This window comes from Streptodolium elevatio (genome assembly GCF_040649515.1).
GTDB lineage: Bacteria > Actinomycetota > Actinomycetes > Streptomycetales > Streptomycetaceae > Yinghuangia > Yinghuangia elevatio.
The window spans coordinates 75,221-97,665 of sequence record NZ_JBEZFP010000003.1; the positions used below are offsets into that span (position 1 = coordinate 75,221).

Here is a 22,445-nt window from a genome sequence, read left to right on the forward strand (position 1 = left end):
CGGAGGATTCGGCAGAGAGGCGTCCGGGACGGGGACGCCTCAGGTGTGCCCGGCCGGGGCTGAGCTGCCCACTCAGGGTTCGGCCGTGTCCGGCTTGCGCCGGGGGTCGTGCAGGACGAGCTCGAACTCCTCTGCGAGGTCGCGGCGCAGGACGTCCGCCACCACCTCGGCGAGCCGGTCCGGCGGCAGGATGCACTCCGCGCAGCCCACGCCGTCCAGTTCCAGGCGGAGTTCGACGAGCGCGGTGCGGGGGTCGGCGCGGACCAGGACGAGGTCGGCGCCGTCCGCGCGCAAGGGTCGGCGAAGCTCCTCGACGGCGGCGGTCACGGTGCCCTGGTCCATCGCTCCTCCGGTGCTGCCGTATCGCCGTACCGCGCGCCGCTCCACACACCGGTTCGTTGGCGTTCCCGTGTCGCGGCGGCGGACTGATCTTGCCCACATGCCATACGTAGCACGGGAATTGACGGCCCGTCGACCTATCGGGACACAGTCCGCGAACTTCCGGTGAATCGGATCGCCGGGGATTCCGCACGGTATTCGGCACGGTACGCCGCGCGGTCGGCCCGCCGCCAGGCCGCTACGCCTCCACCCCGAACTCCGCGAGGACTTCGGCCGTGTGTTCGCCGACGGCGGGCCCCGGTGCGCCGATTCGGCCCGGGGTCGCGGAGAGGCGCGGTGCCGGCGCGGGCATCAGGACGCCCCCCGCCTCCGGGGTCGCGACCGTGCGCAGGTTCTCCCGCGCCGCGACGTGCGGGTCGGCGAGCAGTGCCGCCAGGTCGTTGACGGGGGCGACGGGGATGCGCGCGGCGACGAGCGCCGCCACGACGTCGGCCCGGTCGTGGCCGACGACCCACGCGGCCACCAGCGCGTCGAGTTCGTCGGCCGCCGCGAGCCGGGCCCCGGAGGTGCCGAAGCGTTCGTGGTCCTCGGCGCTGTCGCGGCCGATCACCCCGAGGACGCGGGCGACCTGGCGGTCGGTGGTCCCGGAGACGACGACCCAGTGGCCGTCCCGGGTGCGGTAGACGTTCCGCGGCACTCCGCCCGCCACGCGGCTTCCGGTACGCGCGGGGGCCGCGGCGCCGGGGTCCCACCCCGCGATGGTGGGGCCGAGCAGGCCGAGCACCGGCTCGTACATGCTGACGTCGACATGCTGTCCGCCGCCGCCCAGCACCTCCCGGTTGCGGCACGCCAGCAGGACCCCGATGACCCCGGAGAGCGCGGTGAGGCTGTCGCCGAGCGGCAGCGAGGGCAGCGTCGGCGGTCCGTCGGCCGCACCTGTGAGGTGGGTGAGCCCCGCGAACCCCTCCGCGAGCGAGCCGTTGCCGAAGCGGTCCGCGTACGGGCCGTCCGTGCCGTAGCAACTGACGCTCACCACCACGAGATCCGGGTTCAGCGCGTGCAGCGACGCACGGTCGGCCCCCCAACGCCGCAGCACCGGTTCCGGGTGGTTCGCGACGACGACGTCGACACCCGCGGCCAGTCCGCGCAGGGCCCGGGCACCCTCGGGGGTGTCCAGGTCGAGGACGACCGACCGTTTGTTGCGGTTGATGTACGGCCACAGCATCGACCGCCCGTCACGCTGCGCGCCGATGCGCCGCAGCGGATCCCCGCCCGGCGGCTCCCACTTGACGACGTCCGCGCCGAAGTCGCCGAGGATCGCCGCGATTTGCGGCGCCGCCAACAGTGTGGACAGGTCCAGGACCCGCAGTCCAGCGAGCGCTCCCGGGTTCGTTGTCGGCACGCCGCGTCCCTCCGCTCCCTCGCGCCTCGCACTCCGCCGACCGGGTCAGCGCAGGCGGCCGACGCCTCCGTAGTGCAGGATCAGCCGCAGTTCCTCGTCGGTGGGGCCGTCGCCGTCCGGGCGCCACAGCGGCAGGCGGACGATCCCCGGCTCCACCAGGTCGAAGCCCTCGAAGAACGCGGCGATCTCGGCGTGCGTGCGGCCGGTGACGCCCGCGGAGGCGTTCTTGTAGACCTCGACGGCCGCGTCGCCGAGGTCGTCGTCCACGAAGTCGCCGGTGCCGTGCGTCATCAGCATGTACGAGCCCGGCACCATCGCCTCGCGCAGCACCGCGATGATGCGCTCGGGGTCGTCCTCCGGCCCGATGAAGTGCATGATCGCCAGCAGGTTGAGGCACACCGGGCTGTCGAAGTCGATGACGTCGCGCACCTCGGGCGACGCCAGGATTTTCTCCGGCTCGCGCAGGTCGCCCTGGCTGAACGAGGTGCGCCCACGCCCGTCGGACGACATCAGCGCGCGGGCGTGGGCCAGCACGATGGGGTCGTTGTCGACATACGCGACGCGCGCCTCGGGCAGCACCGCCTGCGCGACCTCGTGGGTGTTTCCCGAGGTCGGGATGCCGGTCCCGATGTCGAGGAACTGCCGTACGCCCGCCCGCGCGACGTGCCGCACCGCCCGGCCCAGGAAGGCCCGGTTGGCGAGCGAGGTCTCGACGATGCCGGGCATGATGCCGATGATGCGGTCGCCCGCGGCGCGGTCGGCGGCGAAGTTCGTCTTGCCGCCGAGGAAGTAGTCGTACATCCGGGCGGTGTGCGGCGTGGACGTGTCGATGCCGGGCGGGGCGTACGTCTCGATCTCGTCGCCGCGCGGCAGACGCCACGCGGCGGCGGCGTCGTCGCGGTCCTCTGGCGTCATCGCGCGTCTCCCGGTCCCGTGCGGTGTGGTGTGCTGCGGTGTGGTGAGCGGCAGTCAGTTCTTGACCGCGACAGCCCCGAACACCGTGGTGTCCTCGAGCTCTTGCGGAGTCTGCTCCGGCGCGTCCGGCCCCGGGCGCCACTGCGACACACGGACCAGGCCCGGTTCGACCGGGGTGAACCCGTCGAGCAGCCCGGCGATCTCCTCGTGGGTGCGGGGCACGACGGGCGCGCTCGCGCGGTCGTAGACCGCCTCCGCGATGCGCTTCAACTCTTCGGTCTTGTACGTGACATGACTGAGAATCAGCACACTGCCGGGGACGAGCGCGGCGCTCAGCCGGGCGACGATGCCCGCCGGGTCCTCGTTGTCCCGTACGAAGTGCAGCACCATCGCGAGCACGAGCGCCACCGGCTGCCCGAAGTCGATGACGTCGCGCACCTCGGGCGAGCCCACGATCTTCTCCGGGTCGCGGAGGTCGGCCTGCACGAACGTGGTGCGGCCGCGCGGGTCACCGGTGATCAGCGCACGGGCGTGGGCCAGCACGATGGGGTCGTTGTCGACATACGCGACGCGCGCCTCGGGATACACCGACTGGGCGATCTCGTGGATGTTCCCCTCGGCGGGGATCCCGGTGCCGATGTCGAGGAACTGGCCGATGCCGTGTTCGGTGGCGGCGCAACGCACCGCGCGGGCCAGGAAGTCGCGGTTGGCGCGGACCACGTGCCGGGCCTCGGGCGCCACGTCGAGGATGAGTTCGGCGGCCTGACGGTCGGCGGCGAAGTTGTTCTTGCCGCCGAGGAAGTAGTCGTACATACGCGCGGGATGGGCGGTGGAAGTGTCGATGCCCTGGGGAACGTGGGTCTCGACTTCATCCCCTCGTGGCAGGCGCCACGGCTCCGATTCCCGCTGCGTCACGGCTTATCACTCCCGCCCGTACGTCCTGGGCCGCACGTCCCCGAGAGCTTACCGGGTGCCCTGCGGCGATAGTGATCCAACCCTGCGGCGCAACCGGTGTTTCAGGCTGGACTGCGCTGGTCTGTCCGGTAATTCCGCTGCGCTGGAGTGCGGGAAACCCCTCGAATCGGCGCCACAGGTGGATCGTGTGACGCCGCGTGCGGACCATGGGATCCGTCGGGGGGCGCGAACGCGGTGTCGGGGGGCGGGGTCTTATGCGAACGACCGGGATGCGGCGAGCAGTTGTCGCCTTGTTGGTTCCGCTGGTCGTGGCGGTGGCCGCGTGCTCCCCGGGGGACCGCCGGGTGGCTCCGGTGGTGCTGTCGTCGCCGTCGCTGGTACCGGCCGCGTGGCCCGCGACGGACGCCGACTACCCGGCGGCGTCCGGGGCCGCCGCGTGCGACCCGCGCGAAAGCCTGACCCCGCTCTCGACACTCCCGAAACCCGGCAACATGCCGCCGGGTTCGACGATGGAGCGAATCCGGAGGGACCAGCGGCTGAGGGTCGGGGTCGACCAGAACACGATGTTCTTCGCGTCGATCGACAGGCTGTCCAAGGAGAACGTCGGCTTCGACATCGACATGGCCGAGGCGGTCGGCCTGGCCATCTTCGGCGAGCCGGGCCACGTGGACTACCAGGTCATCACGCAGGCGCAGCGCATCCCCATGCTCCAGCAGGGCAAGGTCGACCTGGTGGTGGACACCATGACGATCACCTGCGACCGCAAGACGCAGGTCTCGTTCAGCGGCAACTACTACGACGACGGACAGCGGATCCTGGTGCCGCGCGACTCGCCCGCGCAGAACATCGCGGGACTGGCCGGGCAGCGGGTGTGCACGGCGCGCGTGACGACGTCGATCGTGACGCTGCGGAACTCGGGCGTGCTGCCGTACGCGGTCGACAACTGGACCGACTGCCTTGTCGCCCTTCAGCGCGGCGAGGTGGACGCGATCTCCACGACGGGTGCCCTGCTGGCCGGCCTCAAGGCGCAGGACGTCGACACCGAGATCCGGGGCCCGCGCTTCACCGACGAGCCGCACGGGATGGCCGTACCGCTGGGACAGGACGACTTCGTACGCTTCCTGAACCGGTTGTTGGCCGACATGATCGAGGACGGCCGCTGGCAGGCGATGTACGACCGCTGGCTCGCGGTCCCCCTCGCCGATCCCGCGAACCCCGACCCGGAGCCGCCGGTGACCCGCTACCGGGATTGATCCGTCCCGGCCCTGTCTTGCCGCGTGCGCCGCAGGGCAGCACCTGAGAATGAGCCCCATGGACGATCTCGCGACGCGCACCGCCGCCGGGCCGACGGCGTCGGAGCGCGAAAAGGCACGCGGAGTGCGCCGCATGAAGGCGATCGCGGTCGGTTTCCTGGTCTTCGCCACCATTGTCTTCGCGGTCACGCGCTGGCTGGAGTCGCGCGGCGCCGGGCCCTGGGCGGGGTACGTGCAGGCCGCCGCGGAGGCCGGCATGGTCGGCGCGATGGCCGACTGGTTCGCGGTCACGGCGCTGTTCCGCCGCCCGCTCGGCCTGCCGATCCCGCACACCGCGATCATCCCGACGCGCAAGGACGCGCTGGGCGACAGCCTCGGCGAGTTCGTCGGCGACAACTTCCTGTCCGACACAGTCGTGCGCGGCCGGCTCGCCCAGATGGACGTCTCGCGCCGCTTCGGCGCGTGGCTGGCCGACGAGGGCCACGCCGAACGGGTGACCGAGGAACTGGCCGCGCTGGCCCGCGCGGCGCTCACCATCCTGCGCGACGAGGACGTGCAGACCGTCTTCGGCCAGGCCATCACCCGCCGGGTCTCGGCGCGGCAGGTCGCGCAGCCCGTCGGGGCGCTGCTCGGCCGCGTGGTGGCGGACGGCGGGCACCACGGGCTGGTCGACCTGGTCACCGACAAGGCGTACGCCTGGCTGGTCGACAACCGCGAGGCGGTCCTGCGGGTCGTCGCGGAGGAGTCGCCCGGCTGGTCGCCGCGCTTCCTGGACCGCACGGTGGCCAACAAGGTGCACCGCGAACTGGTGCGCTTCGCGGGGGCGGTACGCGACGACCGCGACCACCCGGCGCGGGCCGCGGTCGACGCGTTCCTCGCCGACACGGCCGAGGACATGCAGCACGATCCGCGCATGATCGCGCAGATTGAGGGCCTGCGGGACCGTACGCTCGCGCACCCGCAGATCCAGGACCTGATCGCGTCGGTGTGGAGTGCGGCGCGCGCGATGCTGGTGGAGGCGACCGAGGACCCGGACAGCGAGCTGCGGGCGCGCAGCGCCAAGGCGGTCCGGGCGTTCGGGACGAAGCTGGCGGAGGACCCGCGCATGCGGGCGAAGGTCGACACGTGGCTGGCGGACGGGGCGGCGTACGTGGTGACGAATTACCAGGCGGAGATCACCGCGTTGATCAGCGACACCGTGCACGCGTGGGACCCGGCCGAGACGTCCGCCAAGATCGAGCTGCACGTCGGCCGGGACCTTCAGTTCATCCGCATCAACGGCACCGTCGTAGGCGCGCTGGTAGGGCTGGTGATCCACACTCTCGCCGAACTGGCGGGATGAACGCGGGCACCGCGTCGGGGGACGTGCTGTTCCTGCCCGACGCGGCGTCCCGGGCTGCGACGCGCCGACGCGCGCGTCCCTGGCGGGTCCTATCCGTTCGACAGTTCCTCGGCGCGGGCCTTTGCGGCGCGTAGGTCGACCTTGCCGGCCGCGGTGCGCTCGATGGCGTCGACGACGTGGATCTCCTTGGGCGCCTTGTAGCCGGCGATGAGGGTGCGCACGTGCGCGCTGAGGTCGTCGTACGCCGGCGCGGTGCCCTCGCGCGGCACGATCAGCGCCGTGACGCGCTGGCCGAACCGCGGGTCCGGGACGCCGACCACGACCGCGTCGAAGACGTCCGGGTGCGACTTGAGGGCGGACTCGACCTCGTCGGGGAAGACCTTCTCGCCACCGGTGTTGATGGTGGCGCTGCCGCGGCCGAGCAACGTGAGCGTGCCGTCGGCCTCGATGAGCGCGAAGTCGCCGGGGAGCACCCACCGGCGGCCCTCGCCGTCGACGAGGAACGTGGCGCGGGTCTTCTCGTCGTCGCCGTGGTAGCCGAGCGGGATGTGGCCGCTGACGGCGAGGCGTCCGACCGTGCCGGAGCCGGGCTCGACGGGCTTGAGGTCGTCGTCCAGGACGGTGGTCGTCTTGGAGGACGCGAATCGGGTCGCGCCGCCGGGGGCGCCGGCCTGCCGGGCCGCGGCGCCGGTCTCCGAGGCGCCGAAGCTGTCGATCACGAACAGTCCGGCGACCTTCTCCAGTTGGTTGCGGACCGGGGCGCTCATCGGGGCGCCGCCGTTGCTGACCGCCATGAGGGAGGAGAGGTCGTACTTGCCCTTGTGCTCCTCGTACCAGTCGGCCAGCGGCCTGGCCATGCCGTCGCCGACGACGGAGAGCGAGAGCACCTTCTCCTTCTCGACCAGTGCCATCACGGCGTCGGGCTCGAAGCGGCGGCCGGTCCACAGCAGGTACGTGTTGCCCATGTAGAAGGTGTTCCACATCGACCACTGCCCGCCGCCGTGCATCATCGGCGCGAGGCCCATCATCACGTGGCCGGCGGAGGCGAGTGCCTCGGCGGCGAGTTCCTCGTGTGTGGTGATCTTGGGCTTGCCGACCCGGCCGGCCTGGAGGGCCGCGAAGAAGATGTCCTCGCTGCGCCACAGCACGCACTTGGGCATGCCGGTGGTGCCGCCGGTGTAGAGGCCGTACAGGTCGTCGCCGCTGCGCTCGCCGAAGCCGCGCTCGGGCGACGCGGCGGCGAGGGCGTCCTCGTAGCCGACCGCGCCGGGGACGGTGTGCTCGGTGCCGGTGCCGTCCTCCAGGAGGACCACGTGCCTGAGCGCCGGGAACTTGGGGACGAGGCGGGCGACGGTGTCGGCGAAGGCGCGCTCGACGACGAGGGCGGCCATGCCGGAGTTGCCGTACAGGTAGTCGAGCTCGGCCTCGACGTACCGGTAGTTGATGTTGATCGGCACCGCGCGCGCCTTGTGCACGCCGACCATGGTCTCGATCCACTCGGCCCGGTTCCACGCGTGCACTCCGACGAAGTCCCCGGGCCGCACGCCGGCGCCGATCAGGTGGTGGGCGACGCGGTTCGCCCGCTCGTCCAGCTGCCGGTAGGTCAGGCGGACGTCGCCGGCGACGAGCGCGGCCCGGCCGGGCACGGCGTCGACCACGGCCTCGAACAGGTCGGCGAGGTTGAACGTCGGGCTGGTGCTCATGGGACTCCCCACGCGAGGACTGAGGACTGGCGCGAACTGACACGTGACTGCAACAGGTTTCAGAAACATACCCTTGACAAGGTCAAAAACATAGCCTGAGGCTGGAGGCCGGCACGGCCGACGAAGGTCCGGGCACACAGGGGAACACAGGAGTTTCGGGATGCGCGTTCACGACAAGATCTTCATCGGCGGCGAGTGGGTGGAGCCCACGGGCACCGACACGTTCGACGTGCACAACGCCTCGACGGAAGAGGTGATCGGCCGCGTTCCGGCCGGCACCGAGGAAGACGTGAACCGCGCGGTGGCCGCGGCTCGCAAGGCCTTCGAGGGCCCCTGGGCCGCCGCGACCCCGGACGAGCGCGGCGACGTCCTCGCCGCCCTGTCGGCCGGCATCATGGGCCGCCTCCAGGAGTTCGCCGAGGTCATCGCGCAGGAGACCGGCTGCCCGATCGACAACTCGGTCGGCGTCCAGGTCTTCAGCTCCACGATGGTGCTGGACTACTACGCCAAGCTGGTCCGCGAGTACCCGTTCGAGGAGCAGCGCCAGGGCGCGATCTTCAAGACGCTGGTACGCCGCGAGCCGGTCGGCGTCGTGGCGGCGATCGTGCCGTGGAACGTCCCGCTGTTCGTCACCGTCCTCAAGCTCGCCCCGGCGCTCGCCGCGGGCTGCACGGTGGTCCTGAAACCGTCCCCGGAGACCGCGCTCGACGCATACATGCTGGCCGAGGTCGCCCTCGAGGCGGGCGTGCCGGCCGGCGTGCTCAACATCGTCGTCGCCGACCGCGAGGTCAGCGAGAAGCTGGTCGTGCACCCGGACATCGACAAGGTGTCGTTCACCGGCTCCACCGCGGCGGGCCGCCGCATCGGCGCGCTGTGCGGCGAGCGCCTGCGCCCGCTGACCCTGGAGCTCGGCGGGAAGTCGGCGTGCATCCTCATGGAGGACGCCGACCTCGACGTGGCCGTCCCCGGCCTGCTGCCCGGCTCGTTCAACAACAACGGCCAGGCGTGCGTCGCGCAGACGCGCGTGCTCGCGCCGCGCTCGCGCTACGACGAGGTCGTCGCCAAGCTGGCCGAGCACGTGGGCGCCATGACGGTCGGCGACGCGCTGGAGAAGGGCCTCGCGATCGGCCCGCTGGTCTCCGAGCGGCAGCGCGACCGGGTGCTGGGCTACATCGAGAAGGGCAAGGCCGAGGGCGCCCGCGTGGTGGTCGGCGGCGGCCGTCCGGAGGGCCTCGACAAGGGCTGGTTCGTGCAGCCGACGGTGTTCGCGGACGTCACGAACGACATGACCATCGCGCAGGAGGAGATCTTCGGCCCGGTGCTCGCGGTCATCGCGTACGACGACATCGACGACGCGGTCGCCATCGCCAACGACTCGCCGTACGGCCTGTCCGGCGGCGTGTGGGGCACCGACGTCGAGGCGGCCACCGAGGTCTCGCGGCGCATGGAGACCGGCACGGTCAGCGTCAACTCGTGGGTGGCGATGGACTTCGGGGCGCCGTTCGGCGGCTACAAGCAGTCCGGCCTCGGCCGCGAGCTGGGCCCGGAGGGCCTGGACGCGCTGGTCGAACTGAAGACGGTCGTCCTGCCGTAACCCGTGCGGGGCGCCCCCCGCTACCGAACGGCCCGGAGCCTGGTGGTACTCCGGGCCGTTCGTCGTTTCGGCGGTGACGGCGGCTGCCGAAGCACGCCGCTGCCATGATGGCTCGGGTGGACAACGACGACAGCCTTCACGACAGCCCCGCCCACCCCCCGACGAACCGAACAGGCCCGCGACGCAGCCGTCTTGCCCTCGCCACGCTCGCCCTCGCGGCGACGCTGGCGGCGGTCTCCGCCTGCGGCTCGGACGACGAAGGCGCCCCCGACAAGGCGTTCCCGACGGGCGGCGGCAAACCGACCGGCCCGACGGTGACGGTGGTGCTCGGCGCCCCCACCGGGGCATCCGGCGCCGACCTGGAGCGGGCCCGCGAAATCCTGGACCGGCGCCTGGAGTTGGCGGGCGTACCCGGAACCGTGGAACTGCGCGACGGCCGGCTCGTGGTGACCGGCGCGGCCGCCGACCGGGAGGTCCTGACCGGCATCGAACGCCGCGGACGCCTGGAGTTCCGCCCGGTGTACGCCGCCGAGCCGGTCGGTGCGGCCGCACCCGCCCCGCCGGGCGCGACCGGGAGCGGCGAACTGCCGGGCGTCTCGGCGGAGTTGCGCGCCACGTACGCCGCTCTCGACTGCTCCCAGCCGACCGCGCCGCCGACCACCCTGCCGCCTGCCGACGCCCCCGCCGCCGCATGCGCGCAGGACACGACCGACGGAACGGTCGAACGCTTCCTGCTCGGCCCGACGGCACTCGACGGCGGCACGGTGCAGAAGGCCACTGCCGAGGAGCCGGACGAGATGCCCGGCCAGTGGCAGGTCACCATCTCGTTCAACAGCGCCGGCGCCGACAAGTTCGGCAAGCTGACCACCGACCTGAGCAGCGGCTCGCAGCCCACCGACCGCCTCGCGGTGACCCTCGACGGGGTCGTCCTGATCGCCCCCACCGTGGCCCAGCCGCTGAGCGGCGGCACCGCGGTCATCACCGGGAAGTTCACCCGCGCCGACGCCAGGCGCATCGCGGCGTCGCTGCAGACGGGCGCGCTGCCGGTGCCGCTGACCGTGGAGTCGACCACGTAGCAGCACGCAAGGACACGTGACACGGACCCGGACACGGGCACGAATACGGATACGGGCACGGGCTCGGGCGCGGCAGCCAAGACCGCGACCCGTGCCCGTTGCCTTGCCTTGCCCTGCCCTGCTTTGCCCTGCCTTGCCTTGCCTTGCCCTGCCCTGCCCGGCTCGGCTCGCAGCCGGGGCCGCGCCCAAAGTTCATATTCCGGGCACACCGTGGCCGACGCGCGCATGTCTCTGACACAGACGCGTGCACATCCCTGACCTATATGAGACGATCATGTCTCATATGAACAACGTCAGTCCTGAACCCGATCCCCGGCGGTGGGCGGTGCTCGCGATCCTCGCGGGCAGCCTGCTGCTGATTGCCATGGACACGACGATCCTCAACGTCGCGTTCCCGTCCCTCGTCGAGGACCTGCAACCGGGGTCGGTGCAGCAGCTGTGGATCATCGACGCGTACGCACTCGCGCTGTCCGGGCTGCTGGTCACCGCGGGCGCGCTCGGCGACCGCTGGGGACGCAAGAAGCTGCTGCTGATCGGCTTCGGGATCTTCGCGGCAGCTTCCCTCGGCGCGGCGTTCGCGACGGAGGCGTGGCACGTCATCGCGGCGCGGGCGATGCTCGGCGTCGGCGGGGCGGCCATCATGCCGTCGACGCTGTCGATCCTGCGGACGGTGTTCCACGACCCGAAGGAGCGGGCCCTCGCGTACGCCATCTGGGCCGCGGTCTTCGGCGGCGGCATGGCGGTCGGCCCGGTGGTCGGCGGCCTGCTGGTGGAACAGCACGGCTGGGAGTCGGCGTTCCTGCTCAACATCCCCGTCGCGCTCGCGGTGATCGGCTTCGGGGCGTGGCTCGTACCGGAGTCGCGCAAGCCGCGTGCCGGACGCTGGGACTGGTGGGGCGTCGCGCAGTCGATCATCGGCATGCTGGCGCTCGCGGGCGGCATCAAGCAGCTCGGCAAGGGCGGCGTGACCGATCCGGTCGCCTGGACCCTGCTCGCGATTGCGGCACTCGCCCTGACCGTCTTCATCCGCCGCCAACTGCGCATCGCGCATCCGCTGTTGCAGGTACGGCTGTTCGGCAGCCGGTCCTTCAGCATCGCGGCGTCGGCCATCTTCCTCAGCATGATCGCCATGGGCGCGGTGCTGTTCCTCGTGACGCAGTGGTTCCAGTACGCGGAGGGCTTCTCGCCGTTGGAGGCGGGCGTACGGCTGCTTCCGGCACCCGTGGCGCTCATCCTGACGTCGATCGTCACGCCCGTGCTGATGCACCGTTTCGCGATCCGGCACGTGCTGGGCGTGGGGCTGATGATGATGGCCGTGGCGCTGGCGCTGCCCTGGCTGGTGAACCACTCGGGGTCGATCAGCTACCTGGAGATCGCCGTCGCGCTCGCCCTGCTCGGCGCCGGAGCCGGCATCGCGACGACCGTCGCCTCGGTGACCCTCATGGCGGCGACTCCGTCCCGGGACGTCGGCGGAGCGGCGGCCATCGAGGAGACCTGCTACGAACTCGGCGCCGCCATGGGCGTGGCCATCCTCGGCAGTCTCGCGGCCGCCCTGTACCGCACCCACCTGCCCGACCTGGGCGACGGCCCGGTCGCCGACTCGGTGCAGGACTCGATCGGCGAAGCGGCCCACGTGGCGGCGGGGATCGGCGGCGCGGAAGGTGCGGCGCTGCTGGAGGAGGCCGCCTCGGCGTTCACGTCGGGCATGACCCCGACCTTCCTGATCGCCGCCGCACTCCCCTTCGCCGCCGCGGTGTTGGCCTGGACGCGCATCCCGAAGGACCTGCGGCCGACCGAGAACGCCGAGCACTGAGGCGGCGGTTGCCGCGGCCTCGGCATCAGGTCCCGTCGACGATGCGCAAGTCGCATCTACGCACGCCGTCTTCGACGTGCGCGACGATGTCACCTGCCTCGACCGCTTCGGCGAACCCGTCGAACGGCCATGACAAGCCCCCGCCGATCGACACCAAACCGTCCGCATACACGGAGAGTCCCACGAGCTCCTAGCGACCGTTGGTGCGGTGGAGGACGAGGCGGGTCTGCCCCTCCACCCGGTTGCCGTCGGCCAGTCGGTGAGTGGCTTCACGCGCCGAGTTCAGGACGGGCCGCGTTCGCATGATCAGATTGGTACCGAGATGGTGCGGGTACGGCAGCCCCGTCAGCCGGGCAACAGCCGAGCGATCGATGTGCGGGTATTCCAAGGGACCTGCACGCGGCCGTCGGTCAAGGCGTCGCGGCACGTGCCCCCGGCGATCAGCACCGCCTCGTGACCAGCGGCGTTGCGGAAGAACACGGCCTCCCCAGACATGGCGACGGAGCACGCCCGTTCCGCCGAACCCGGGCTCTGCGGGCTGCTGTTCACCATACTCGCGAACTGCTCGCTCGCCGCTGCCGACAGCGTTACCTCGGTCGGCTTCACCCCCGCGCCCGACCACGGGTATGAGCACAGCAGCGCCCTGCCGGGACGGTCGGGCAGCATCGCCCCCTGCGTCACACCGGGGTTGGACGGTTCGGGCGCCGTGTCCGGGCAGGCGGCAACCGCCGTGCCCGAAGCCTCCGGCGGCACTTTGGTTGTGTCCGAATCCGGCGCTGCGGCGTCCACCTGGTCGCCGCCGCCTCCGCGCCATTCGAACGGGTCGCCCACACCGACGCCGACAGCCGCCCCCAGGGCCAACACCACTGCCCCGGCTCCGACCTGCACCCGGGCCCGCTGCCGTTTGCGCGCCGAACCGGCCACCTGCTCGTACAGGTTGAGAGGCGCGGCAACCTCCGCGACGGCGTGCCGCATGCAGGTACGCAGATCGCCGTCGTCCATGTCGTGTTCCCGCTCGTCGTGTTCCCGGATCATGGGTCCGCCCTCTCCGCCTGCGTCATCGCGTCCTGTCGATCCCGCCGGGCGGCGCGTTCCCGCAACGTGCCCAGCGCCCTGTGCAGTTGGCTTTTGACCGTCCCCACGCTGCACCCCAGCGCCTCGGCGCACTCGTCCAGCGTCAGGTCGTCGTAGAAGCGCAGCACGACCACGGCCCGCTGCCTCGGCGGCAGGCGGCGCAGATCGGCGAGCAGCGCCTCGGCGTCGTCCCACCGGGTGAACGCGTCGCCGCCGTCCGGGAGGGCGAGGATCGCGGCGTCCGCCGCCACGTCGGTCGGGTATTCGCCGTGCCACTTGCGTCTTCGCCAGTTCAGGAACGTGCTGGTCATGATCCGGCGCACGTACGCGTCGACGTTCTCGCCCCTGCTGACCCGCGCCCAGCGCGGCCACACACGTACCAACGCGGCCTGCACCAAGTCCTCGGCCAGGTGCCGGTCCCCGGTCAGAAGAACGCCGATACGCACCAAGTGGTCCCTTCGTGCCGCGACGTACTCCCGGAACCCGGGCGGATCCTGCATGAGGTCGGTCCTTCCTCCGTCGACGTGCCGCCACCCCCTGAACAACCCAGGGCCCCGAAAGCGTTGCCACGGGACGGTCGTGGTCCGTGAATCGCGTATCAGTCACGGAATTCCGAAACCGCCCATCCGGTCGGTCGGATTCCGCTACGGTCGCGGCCTGACCTTGGGGGTGGGGAATATGCGCGTAACAGTCGCGCCCGAAAACAGTCGGCGCCACGGAAGAGCGTTCCGGGGGTGGGACGCATGACGTACCCGTCGCAGCAGCCGTGGGGAGCACCGCCGCCACCGCCGCCGATGCGGCAGCCGTGGCACACGAAGACCGGGTGGATCGTCGTTCTCCTGATCGTGTTCGCGCCGGTGGGGATATTCCTGCTCTACCGCGCGGGCATATGGCGCGGGACCGCGCGGCACGTCGTCGCCGCGGTGGCGGGCATCTGGTTCCTGATCATCGCTATTGGAAGCGCCGCCGGCGACCCGAAGGACAAGGAGGCTGACAAGCCGACCGAGCCAGCCGCGGTCATCAGCACCACACCGGCGGCGCCCGGCAGTTCCGCGCCGCCGTCCACAGAAGCGGCCCCCGTTCCGGCGACCACCGCACCGGAGCCGACGACGGCCGCACCGGAGCCGCCGCCCACGAGCGCACAGCCCGTCACGGTGGCACCGCCGGCACCCGTGGAAACAAAGCCCGCACCGCCGCCCGCGACAAAGCCGGCCCCCGCTCCGACGACACGTGAGCCGACGCCCGAGCCTGAGCCGACTCCGGAGGAAGAGTCCGTCTATTACAAGAACTGCAAGGCGGCGAAGGACGCAGGCGCTGCACCGGTCCGCATCGGACAACCTGGCTACGGCCGCCACTTGGACAGCGACGGAGACGGCGTCGGCTGCGAAAGCTAGTCAGGGCGGTTCACGAATGCGAGTTCGGGCCGGTGCCATCTGTGGCGCCGGCCCGGCTCAACCGTTCGACACGCCGAGCGACGAGGTCAACGCCGACCAGGAGCTCAACGGCAACGCGAGGTGAGCGCGATGAGGCAGCTTGGAGTCGCGGACCAGCATCGCCGAAGCCCCCACGGCAACTTCGACACACTCTCCGCCGTTGCCACCGCTGTGGCTGCTCTTGCGCCACGCGACGGCTTGGGTGCCAGCTTGTCCGCTGTTGCTCATAGTTCTCGCCGCACTTTCTCGATCAACGCCAAGGATTGGACGGGGTCGAGCGCCTGCGCCCGGATGCTGCCGTATCGTGCGGCCAGGATACGAACTTGCTCCTGGTCAGTCACCAGTCTGCTGACGTCTTGCACCTCCACATAGGCAACTGGCTGCCTCCCCTTGGGGGTCAGCAGGATGAACGGGCCCTCCATTCCGGCATGGCCCTCGCAAGTCAGCGGCAACACTTGCAAATGGACGTTCCGCATGGCGCCGATGCGAAGCAGACTCGCGAGCTGATCCTGCTGGACAAGCGCACCGCCGATGCAGCGCCGCAATACCGCTTCCTCGATGACCACGCTGACCGTCGGAAGGGGCCACACGGTCAGGATCTCCTGCCTCGACAGCCGCGCGGCCACTCGTTCGTCGATCTCGCCTTCACCCAGCAGCGGCTGACGAGCAGTGAAGATGGCACGGGCGTACGACTCGGTCTGCAACAGCCCTGGGATCGTCAGCGTTGCGTAGAAGTGCAGTTCGACGGCGGCCTTCTCCAAGCGCGCATAGTCCAGGAACCAGGCTGGGTGCCGCACTCGGGACCGCGACTTCGCGCGTTCGACATCCTCGACCGCGACCGACAGCAGTCCCCTGCCGTCCACCAGGCGGTCGACCGCTTCCAGGAACTCCGGTTGCGGGGTGCGCCGACCGCGTTCCACCGAGAACACCGTCTCCTCGCTGTACCCGAGCTGATCGCCCAGCTCGCGTCGCGACAGCCCCGCGCGTTCGCGCAGCACCTGGACTTGGCGACCGAGTGCCCGGAACAGGTCCGCGCCGCCGGCCTCGTCGAGTGGTTCGTTTTCCGCCATGGGCACCGTGCCTTCTTCAGTCGCGCAGCGCACCCCCACCGGCACTCATCGTAGTCAACGCCACGTCCACGCACGGGGGTTCTCCGTACGCGTCGTACAGTTCGGCGCGTACGTCCCGTACATCCGCGCGGCGTACGGTGGCCGGGACTGGCCGTCTGCCAACCGGAACGTCCACGCTCCTCGCCATGGACACCAGCACACACCGCGACGAACAGCGCCGCACACTGTGTCAGTTCGCCTGCGAGGCCGAGGCCGGTCCGCTCGGCGTACGCCGACTCCGTACCGCCGCCGGGGCCCAACTCGCCGCGTGGGGTTGGCCCGCGCGGTCCGACGTCGCTCAGGCCGTCGCGTTGGTCGTGGCCGAGTTGGGCGCGAACGCGGCGACACACGGGGCCCGAGGCGGCGCGGTGATCGTGCTGCGCATGGGGGTGCTCCCGGACCTCGCCGCGCCTGAAGCAGTGCGGGTGGAGGTGACCGACGCGCGCGGGGACGTCGCGCCGCGAACCGGCTGTCCTTCGGCCGAGGCGGTGTGCGGGCGCGGGTTGCTCTTGGTGTCGGCGCTCGCACGCCGGTGGGGTTGGTACCGGAACGGAGTCGAGGCGAAGACGGTGTGGGCCGAGGTCGCCGTCGGATGACGACCGTCAGAGGAAGCGCGCGACTCGTTCGGCCATCATCACGCAGCCGAGGTAGGTGTTTCCGGCCGGGAGCTTCGGCATTGCGGAGGCGTCCACCACGCGCAGGCCGTCGACGCCGCGCACGCGGCAGCGGGCGTCGAGGACCGCGAGTGGATCGCCGTCCGGGCCCATGGCGCACGTGCTGCCCAGGTGGCCGTAGCTGATGAGGCCGGAGGCGACGAGGGTGGCGGCCGCGTCCGGTGCGCGGAGGTCGGCGACCGGGTGCACGCGTTCGGCGGCGAGCGAGGTGAAGGGCTCGGACTCCTCGAGTTCGGCGATGCGGCCCAACAGCCAGTCGAATCGGGCGAGATCGTGGTCGGTGAGCGTCGGCATGACGACGTCGGGTTCGCTGTCGGGATCCGTGGACGCGATGGACACCCTGCCTCGGCCCGTGACGTCGAGCAGGAACGGCACGACGGAGAAGTGCGTGCCGTGCTCTCCCGGTTCGCCGACGGGGAGGTTGAGGACGTGGAAGTCGATCATCGTCGCCTCGGGTGTCCGACCGACCCAGACGGGCTGAACCGGACCGCCGCGCAACGGTGTTCCTCCCGGGTGGCGGTAGAGCAGGGCTATGCCCAGGTGGTCCTGGAGGTTCGCGCCCACGCCGGGAAGGTCGACGGCCACCGGCACGCCCAGGGCGTCGAGGACGGACTTGGGCCCGATGCCGGAGCGCTGGAGGAGCGCGGGGGATCCGGTGGCGCCGCAGCACAGGACGATCTCGGTTGCGGTGTAGGCGCGGTCGTCGGAGGTGACGACGGAGGTCGCCCGGCCGTCGACGACGGTGACGCGGGCGGCGGTGGCCGCGGTGACGATCCGCAGGTTGGGGCGTGCGCGCACCTCGTCGGGGAGGTACGCGCGGCTGACCGTCAGGCGCTCGGCCCCGTCGGGCGAGGTCGTGAGCGGGAAGATGCCGATGCCCGGCAGGCGGCGCGGGTCGTTGACGTCGTCGGCCCATGGCACGCCGAGCGTCCGCACCGCGGCCTGGAACGCCCGGTGCGACTCGGACTGTTCGTCGAGCGGGGACCGGCGTACGACCAACGGTCCGCTGCCGCCGTGCAGTTCCGTGTCACCGAAGTCGAGGTCCTGTTCCATGCCCCGGAATGTGGCCAGGATGTCGGGCCAGCTCCAGCCGTCGAGGCCGCGCGCGGCCCACGCGTCGTAGTCGGACGGCTGGCCGCGCATGGTGGCGAGGTAGTTGACCGCCGACGTCCCGCCGAGGACTCGGCCCCGCACCATCTGCACGGTGCGGTCGGCGCCGGCGGACATCGCGTAGGGCCGCGCGAAGGGCGTGCCCGCCCACACGTCCCCGGCCGAGGCGGGCCGCAGCACGCTCGCGTCGTACTCGGCGTCGTCCGGCCCCTGTTCGAGCAGCAGGACGCGCCGCTCCGGGTCCTCCGAAAGCCGCGCCGCGAGGACCGCGCCGCTGGTGCCGCCGCCGACGACGATCACATCCGCGTCCATCGCCACTCCCCTGCCTACGCGGGCCGTGGCCCAACTGCTTGACCGCGTCACCTTATGCGGCAAAGGGAGGCGAGTCGAGGGTGATCGGCGTGCCGTCAGGCGGTCGCCGCGCCGGCCGGGCCCTCGCCCTCCGCGGTCCGTTCCGCGTACGCCAGCAGCAGGTCGGTGGTCAGGTTGATGTGGTCGGCCAGCAGCGCCACGGCCCGGTCCGCGTCGTGGGCCAGCGCCGCGTCCATCATCGCCCGGTGCTCGCAGGCGACGTCGCGCGTGGCGGCCTCGGCGGCGAGCGGCCCGGACCAGCGGCGGTACAGCTCGGCCCGGTCGCGCAGGCTCGCCGCCATGCTCCGCAGGCGCGGGCTCGGCGAGGCGCTGATCAGCGCGTCGTGGAAGATCGCGTGCGCGGCCGCCCACTCCTCCGTCACGGTCAGCGTGGCGAGGTCGCTGAGGAACGGGGTGCGCGTGAGGCGGTGGTGCGCCCCGACCACCAGGGACTCGTACTCCACGTCCGCATGTTCGACGGCCTCGCGCAGCGCGGCCCCCTCGATGAGCACACGCACCTTGGTCAGGTCGATCAGGTCGGCCACGTCGAGGGAGACGACGGAGAAGCCGAGTTGCGGGGCCGCGACGACGAGGCCCTGCTCGGCCAGCCGGCTGAGCGCCTCGCGCACCACCGAGAGGCTGACGCCGAAGTCGTCGGCCAGCGCACGCGGGCTCAGGCGCGCTCCCGGGGCGAACCGCCCGGCGAGCACCCGCGCGCGCAGCTCGGTCTGGACCGCGACGGTACGGCTGGGGGCGGCGTCGCCCTCACCCGCCTTGTCGGTTCTGCGGACAGGCCGACGGTCCTTGTCCTGTCGTGCCGCCACGGTTGTGCCCCCTGCCTAGGTTCTTCCCGCCGGCGATACGCGCCGCCGAGCGCTTCGGCCGACTTTCCGGCAGATGACCCTCAACTTTACGCCTGATCGATTTCCTGAGGGTCTTCCCCTCCCCTCCCGGTGGCAGCGGAGACCAGCGGGCAGCCGACGGCCCCGGGCAACAGACCCGACCGAGGTCAGCGGTCCAGGCCGGGGGGGCGGGGCCTGGGCAGGAGGTCGGGCAGAGGGCCACGGTGGGGGCCCGGGTCGGGCCCGGTCGGTGGGAGCACCGGCGGGGGCCCGGTCGGGGCCGGACGGTGGGAGCCCCGGCGGCGGGGGTCCGGGTCGGCCCGGACAGTAGGAGCGCCGGCGGGGGCCCGGTCGAGCGACGTCGGATCCGACATCGGACAGCAGGTCGGCCGATCAGTTCGCCGGCCGGCGCCCGGTCAGCCCCCGTTCCGTGGCCCGGGCCACCGCGACGAGCCGGTCCAGAGCCTCCGGGTCGTCAACGGCGTCGCGGCTCACCGCGGCGTCCGGCTCCGCCCCGAGCAGAATGCGCTTGACCGGCACTTCGAGCTTCTTGCCGGTGCGGGTACGCGGGATCGCGTCCACGGCCAAGATCTCGTCCGGCACGTGCCGCGGCGACGCGTCGCGGCGCAGGCGCTCGACCACCTCGGCGCGGAGGTCGTCGTCGAGTCCCCCGTCGACCACCACGAAGAGCGGCATCCAGTACGTCCCGTCCGGCCGCTCGACGCCGACCACGAGGCTGTCCAGCACACGCGGGACCTTCTCCACCACGTCGTAGATGTCGGCGCTGCCGAGCCGTACCCCCTGCCTGTTGAGCGTGGCGTCGGCGCGGCCGTGGATGACGACGCTGCCGCGCTCCGTGATGGTGATCCAGTCGCCGTGCCGCCAAATGCCGTCGTACACCCCGAAGTAGGCGTCCCGGTACTTGGCGCCGTCGGGGTCGTTCCAGAAGTACAGCGGCATCGTCGGCATCGGGGCCGTCACGACCAGTTCGCCGACGCCGCCGCGCACCGGCCGGCCCGCCGGGTCGTACGCGTCCAGCGCGACGCCGAGCGCCGCCGCGGAGATCTCCCCCGGCCAGATCGGCAGGTTCGGCGCCCAGCCGGCGAGCGCGGTGACCACGTCGGTGCCGCCGGACACGGACGCCAACGGCACCCGGCCGCCGAACTGTTCGCGCACCCACTCGTACGCCGCAACCGAAACCGGCGACCCGGTCGCGCCGATGGCCCGGAGGGCCGCCAGGTCGTGGGCGTCCGCCGGGCGGTGGCCCGCCTTCTCACTGGCCGTCAGATAGGCCGGACTGGTCCCGAACACCGTGACCCGGTGCCGGCCCGCCAGTTCCCACAGCCGGTCGACGCGCGGGTGCGCCGGATTGCCGTCGTACAGCACCAGCGACGCGCCGACCAGCAGCGCCTCGACGCAGAAGTTCCACATCATCCAGTTGGTGGTGGTGTACCAGAACAACCGGTCCCGGTCGGTCATGTCGAGGCCCAGCACAAGCGTCTTCAGGCCGTCCAGGACGACGCCCCCGTGCCCGTGCACGATCGCCTTGGGCACCCCGGTGGTTCCCGAGGAGTAGAGGATCCACAGCGGATGGCCGAACGGCAGGGGCTCGGCACGCAGCGGCCCGGGCGCGGGGTCGCGGGCGGCGTCCCAGTCCAGGACCGGCACCGGGAACTCCGGGGCGTCCAGGCCGAGATGGCGTACGTGCAGCACCGTCCCGACGGAGGGCAGCAGTTCGGCGAGGCGCGCGGCCTCGGCCCGGCGGTCGTGTGTGCGGCCGCCGAAGTGGTAGCCGTCCGCGCAGACCAGCACGGCGGGTTCGAGCTGCGCGAGGCGGCTCGCGGCGGCGCCGGCGGCGTAGTCGGGGCCGCAGCACGACCAGACCGCGCCGATGCTCGCCGCCGCCAGGAACGCGACCACGGCGGCGGCGCAGTTCGGCAGGTACCCGGCCACCCGGTCGCCGGGGCCGACCCCGAGGTCGCGCAGCAGTTCGGCGGCTCCGGCCACCTGCCGCTCCAGGTCCCGCCAGGTCAGGTTTTGTACGCCGCCGTCCTCGGTGACCGCCGTCAGCACCATCGCGTCCGGGGTGCGACCCGTAAACACCCTGTCCACGAAGTTGAGTTCGGCGTCGGGGAACCAGGTGGCTCCGGGCATGTCGGGGTGCGTCAGGACGGTTGCGGGCGCGGGGCCGGGGGCGACCGAGAAGAACGTCCAGACGTCCGACCAGAAGTCCTCGGCGCGGTCCACGGACCACTGCCACAGGTCCTGGTAGGAGTTCAGCTCCAGGCCGCGCCTGGCCGCGACGTCGCGCATGAAGGCCGCGATGGCGGTCTCCGCCACGGCTGCCGGATCGGGGCGCCAGACGGGCTCCGTCCCCTGCCCGGACCCCGGTGTCGCTCCTCGGCCGTTTCCCGCTGTCCCGCTCACGCGCCGCCTCCTGTCGTATCCCGGTCACGCTAGGCCGACTGAGAAACGATTGTCCAGGCTCATAAAATCTTCCGCACAAGAAATCGATTTTGTCTTGACGATGCCCGAAACGAGGCGCAGGCTGACGGCATCCGGCCGTCAGGATGTGGTCACACGGCCGTCACACAACCCCTAGACCGTGCACCGGAGCCCTGAATGCGCATCGCGAACGTCGCCGGACGTGCCACCCTCCTGGACCGGGACGGAGGCGGCCTCGACGTCGAGAAGGCGAGCGGCGGCCGCTTCCCCTCCGACCCGCAGGCCATCTTCGAGTCCTGGGACGCCCTGCGCGACTGGGCAGCCTCCGCCGCCCCCGCGGACTTCGCCGTCGACGAGTCCCAGTTGCGGGCCCCTACGCCCCTGCCGCGCCAGGTCTTCGCGATCGGCCTGAACTACGCCGAGCACGCCGCCGAGGCCAGCTTGTCCCGGCCCGAATCCCCGCCCGTCTTCACCAAGTTCCCCACGTCGATCACCGGGCCGCGCGCACAGGTGGTCCTGCCGAGCGAAAACGTGGACTGGGAGGTGGAGTTGGTGGTGGCGATCGGCCGCACCGCCGTCGCGGTCGACGAGGGAGCCGCCTGGGACCACGTCGCGGGGCTCACCATCGGCCAGGACCTGTCCGAGCGCGTCGTGCAACTGAGCGGTCCTGTACCGCAGTTCTCGCTCGGCAAGTCCTATCCCGGCTTCGCGCCGCTCGGCCCCTGCCTGGTGACCCCCGACGAGGTGGACGACCCGGAGGATCTGGAGCTCGGCTGCGCCGTGGACGGCGAGGTGCTCCAGCACGGCCGCACGGGCGACATGATCTTCGGCGTCGCGGAGCTGGTCGCCCGGCTCTCCGCGGTCTGCCCGCTCCTCCCCGGCGACATCATCTTCACCGGCACGCCCTCCGGCGTCGGCATGGCCCGCGACCCGCAGCGGTACCTGCGCCCCGGAGAAACCCTGGTCAGCCACGTGACAGGTATAGGCGAACTGCGGAACGCCCTCGTCGACGGGCGCACCGCCGATGTACGCGACTGACCGACAGGAGACACGGA

21 protein-coding genes are annotated in these 22,445 nt (G+C 71.7%); 8 read left to right on the forward strand and 13 right to left on the reverse strand.

All coding sequences use genetic code 11. From position 1 onward, the window contains the following. Positions 1-72: 72 nt before the first annotated feature. The 4 genes from AB0C36_RS02065 to AB0C36_RS02080 form a co-directional block, all read right to left on the reverse strand. A complete protein-coding gene (locus tag AB0C36_RS02065; protein ID WP_358347819.1) occupies positions 73-342 on the reverse strand; it encodes a hypothetical protein in 270 nt (89 codons plus the stop codon). A 235-nt stretch (positions 343-577) separates the two neighbouring features. Then, positions 578-1,741, reverse strand: a complete 1,164-nt coding sequence (locus AB0C36_RS02070; RefSeq protein ID WP_358347822.1) for a CaiB/BaiF CoA transferase family protein — start codon at positions 1,739-1,741, stop codon at positions 578-580. A gap of 45 nt (positions 1,742-1,786) precedes the next feature. Beyond that, positions 1,787-2,656, reverse strand: coding sequence for an SAM-dependent methyltransferase (locus tag AB0C36_RS02075; protein WP_358347824.1), 870 nt, complete (start codon positions 2,654-2,656; stop codon positions 1,787-1,789). A gap of 54 nt (positions 2,657-2,710) precedes the next feature. Then, positions 2,711-3,571, reverse strand: coding sequence for an SAM-dependent methyltransferase (locus tag AB0C36_RS02080; RefSeq protein WP_358347827.1), 861 nt, complete (start codon positions 3,569-3,571; stop codon positions 2,711-2,713). A 290-nt stretch (positions 3,572-3,861) separates the two neighbouring features. Between AB0C36_RS02080 and AB0C36_RS02085 the strand changes: the two genes are divergently transcribed. Together AB0C36_RS02085 and AB0C36_RS02090 are read left to right on the forward strand one after the other, a co-directional pair. Next, positions 3,862-4,824: a glutamate ABC transporter substrate-binding protein gene (locus tag AB0C36_RS02085; RefSeq protein ID WP_358347829.1), complete on the forward strand. Its 963-nt coding sequence runs from the start codon at positions 3,862-3,864 to the stop codon at positions 4,822-4,824. 58 nt (positions 4,825-4,882) lie between these two features. Next, positions 4,883-6,166: a DUF445 domain-containing protein gene (locus AB0C36_RS02090; RefSeq protein ID WP_358347831.1), complete on the forward strand. Its 1,284-nt coding sequence runs from the start codon at positions 4,883-4,885 to the stop codon at positions 6,164-6,166. An 89-nt stretch (positions 6,167-6,255) separates the two neighbouring features. Here the strand turns inward: AB0C36_RS02090 and AB0C36_RS02095 are convergent, their stop codons facing one another. Continuing rightward, on the reverse strand, positions 6,256-7,869 hold the full coding sequence (locus AB0C36_RS02095) for an acyl-CoA synthetase (RefSeq protein WP_358347833.1): 1,614 nt from the start codon (positions 7,867-7,869) through the stop codon (positions 6,256-6,258). 160 nt (positions 7,870-8,029) lie between these two features. Between AB0C36_RS02095 and AB0C36_RS02100 the strand changes: the two genes are divergently transcribed. The 3 genes from AB0C36_RS02100 (at position 8,030) to AB0C36_RS02110 (ending at position 12,352) form a co-directional block, all read left to right on the forward strand. After that, positions 8,030-9,463: an aldehyde dehydrogenase gene (locus AB0C36_RS02100; RefSeq protein WP_358347835.1), complete on the forward strand. Its 1,434-nt coding sequence runs from the start codon at positions 8,030-8,032 to the stop codon at positions 9,461-9,463. A gap of 116 nt (positions 9,464-9,579) precedes the next feature. Continuing rightward, positions 9,580-10,539 (forward strand): SecDF P1 head subdomain-containing protein, encoded by a 960-nt coding sequence (locus tag AB0C36_RS02105; RefSeq protein ID WP_358347837.1) that lies wholly within the window; start codon positions 9,580-9,582, stop codon positions 10,537-10,539. Between the two features lie 283 nt (positions 10,540-10,822). Further along, a complete protein-coding gene (locus tag AB0C36_RS02110) occupies positions 10,823-12,352 on the forward strand; it encodes an MFS transporter (RefSeq protein ID WP_358347840.1) in 1,530 nt (509 codons plus the stop codon). 25 nt (positions 12,353-12,377) lie between these two features. Here the strand turns inward: AB0C36_RS02110 and AB0C36_RS02115 are convergent, their stop codons facing one another. The 3 genes from AB0C36_RS02115 to AB0C36_RS02125 form a co-directional block, all read right to left on the reverse strand. Further along, positions 12,378-12,536, reverse strand: a complete 159-nt coding sequence (locus AB0C36_RS02115; RefSeq protein ID WP_358347843.1) for a hypothetical protein — start codon at positions 12,534-12,536, stop codon at positions 12,378-12,380. Between the two features lie 161 nt (positions 12,537-12,697). Next, positions 12,698-13,387: a hypothetical protein gene (locus AB0C36_RS02120; RefSeq protein ID WP_358347845.1), complete on the reverse strand. Its 690-nt coding sequence runs from the start codon at positions 13,385-13,387 to the stop codon at positions 12,698-12,700. Further along, positions 13,384-13,926, reverse strand: coding sequence for a SigE family RNA polymerase sigma factor (locus AB0C36_RS02125; protein ID WP_358347847.1), 543 nt, complete (start codon positions 13,924-13,926; stop codon positions 13,384-13,386). The genes AB0C36_RS02120 and AB0C36_RS02125 overlap by 4 nt, the downstream gene beginning before the upstream one ends. A gap of 243 nt (positions 13,927-14,169) precedes the next feature. Here AB0C36_RS02125 and AB0C36_RS02130 point away from each other — a divergent pair, with 243 nt between their 5' ends. Further along, positions 14,170-14,820, forward strand: a complete 651-nt coding sequence (locus AB0C36_RS02130; RefSeq protein ID WP_358347849.1) for an excalibur calcium-binding domain-containing protein — start codon at positions 14,170-14,172, stop codon at positions 14,818-14,820. A gap of 57 nt (positions 14,821-14,877) precedes the next feature. Here AB0C36_RS02130 and AB0C36_RS02135 read toward each other — a convergent pair whose 3' ends face one another. Continuing rightward, positions 14,878-15,087: a DUF397 domain-containing protein gene (locus AB0C36_RS02135; protein WP_358347852.1), complete on the reverse strand. Its 210-nt coding sequence runs from the start codon at positions 15,085-15,087 to the stop codon at positions 14,878-14,880. Continuing rightward, positions 15,084-15,929 (reverse strand): helix-turn-helix domain-containing protein, encoded by an 846-nt coding sequence (locus AB0C36_RS02140; RefSeq protein WP_358347855.1) that lies wholly within the window; start codon positions 15,927-15,929, stop codon positions 15,084-15,086. Before AB0C36_RS02140 ends, AB0C36_RS02135 begins: the two co-directional genes overlap by 4 nt. 185 nt (positions 15,930-16,114) lie before the next feature. Between AB0C36_RS02140 and AB0C36_RS02145 the strand changes: the two genes are divergently transcribed. After that, positions 16,115-16,564 (forward strand): ATP-binding protein, encoded by a 450-nt coding sequence (locus AB0C36_RS02145; RefSeq protein ID WP_358347857.1) that lies wholly within the window; start codon positions 16,115-16,117, stop codon positions 16,562-16,564. Positions 16,565-16,570: 6 nt separating this feature from the next. Here the strand turns inward: AB0C36_RS02145 and AB0C36_RS02150 are convergent, their stop codons facing one another. The 3 genes from AB0C36_RS02150 to AB0C36_RS02160 form a co-directional block, all read right to left on the reverse strand. After that, a complete protein-coding gene (locus AB0C36_RS02150) occupies positions 16,571-18,064 on the reverse strand; it encodes a GMC family oxidoreductase (protein WP_358347860.1) in 1,494 nt (497 codons plus the stop codon). A 95-nt stretch (positions 18,065-18,159) separates the two neighbouring features. After that, the gene (locus AB0C36_RS02155; protein WP_358347863.1) at positions 18,160-18,927 is read right to left on the reverse strand and encodes a GntR family transcriptional regulator; all 768 of its coding nucleotides are present in this window, start codon (positions 18,925-18,927) and stop codon (positions 18,160-18,162) included. A 411-nt stretch (positions 18,928-19,338) separates the two neighbouring features. Continuing rightward, a complete protein-coding gene (locus AB0C36_RS02160) occupies positions 19,339-21,372 on the reverse strand; it encodes an acetoacetate--CoA ligase (RefSeq protein ID WP_358347866.1) in 2,034 nt (677 codons plus the stop codon). A 195-nt stretch (positions 21,373-21,567) separates the two neighbouring features. Here AB0C36_RS02160 and AB0C36_RS02165 point away from each other — a divergent pair, with 195 nt between their 5' ends. Then, entirely contained in the window at positions 21,568-22,428 is an 861-nt protein-coding gene (locus tag AB0C36_RS02165) for a fumarylacetoacetate hydrolase family protein (protein ID WP_358347869.1), read from the forward strand. The last annotated feature ends 17 nt before the right edge of the window (positions 22,429-22,445 follow it).

Bases quoted from the DNA above. Each gene is read 5' to 3' on its own strand.
- AB0C36_RS02065 (WP_358347819.1), bottom strand. From the start codon at position 342: ATGGACCAGGGCACCGTGACCGCCGCCGTCGAGGAGCTTCGCCGACCC.
- AB0C36_RS02075 (WP_358347824.1), bottom strand. From the start codon at position 2,656: ATGACGCCAGAGGACCGCGACGACGCCGCCGCCGCGTGGCGTCTGCCG.
- AB0C36_RS02090 (WP_358347831.1), top strand. From the start codon at position 4,883: ATGGACGATCTCGCGACGCGCACCGCCGCCGGGCCGACGGCGTCGGAG.
- AB0C36_RS02095 (WP_358347833.1), bottom strand. From the start codon at position 7,869: ATGAGCACCAGCCCGACGTTCAACCTCGCCGACCTGTTCGAGGCCGTG.
- AB0C36_RS02100 (WP_358347835.1), top strand. From the start codon at position 8,030: ATGCGCGTTCACGACAAGATCTTCATCGGCGGCGAGTGGGTGGAGCCC.
- AB0C36_RS02110 (WP_358347840.1), top strand. From the start codon at position 10,823: ATGAACAACGTCAGTCCTGAACCCGATCCCCGGCGGTGGGCGGTGCTC.
- AB0C36_RS02120 (WP_358347845.1), bottom strand. From the start codon at position 13,387: ATGATCCGGGAACACGACGAGCGGGAACACGACATGGACGACGGCGAT.
- AB0C36_RS02125 (WP_358347847.1), bottom strand. From the start codon at position 13,926: ATGCAGGATCCGCCCGGGTTCCGGGAGTACGTCGCGGCACGAAGGGAC.
- AB0C36_RS02130 (WP_358347849.1), top strand. From the start codon at position 14,170: ATGACGTACCCGTCGCAGCAGCCGTGGGGAGCACCGCCGCCACCGCCG.
- AB0C36_RS02135 (WP_358347852.1), bottom strand. From the start codon at position 15,087: ATGAGCAACAGCGGACAAGCTGGCACCCAAGCCGTCGCGTGGCGCAAG.
- AB0C36_RS02140 (WP_358347855.1), bottom strand. From the start codon at position 15,929: ATGGCGGAAAACGAACCACTCGACGAGGCCGGCGGCGCGGACCTGTTC.
- AB0C36_RS02145 (WP_358347857.1), top strand. From the start codon at position 16,115: ATGGACACCAGCACACACCGCGACGAACAGCGCCGCACACTGTGTCAG.
- AB0C36_RS02150 (WP_358347860.1), bottom strand. From the start codon at position 18,064: ATGGACGCGGATGTGATCGTCGTCGGCGGCGGCACCAGCGGCGCGGTC.
- AB0C36_RS02165 (WP_358347869.1), top strand. From the start codon at position 21,568: ATGCGCATCGCGAACGTCGCCGGACGTGCCACCCTCCTGGACCGGGAC.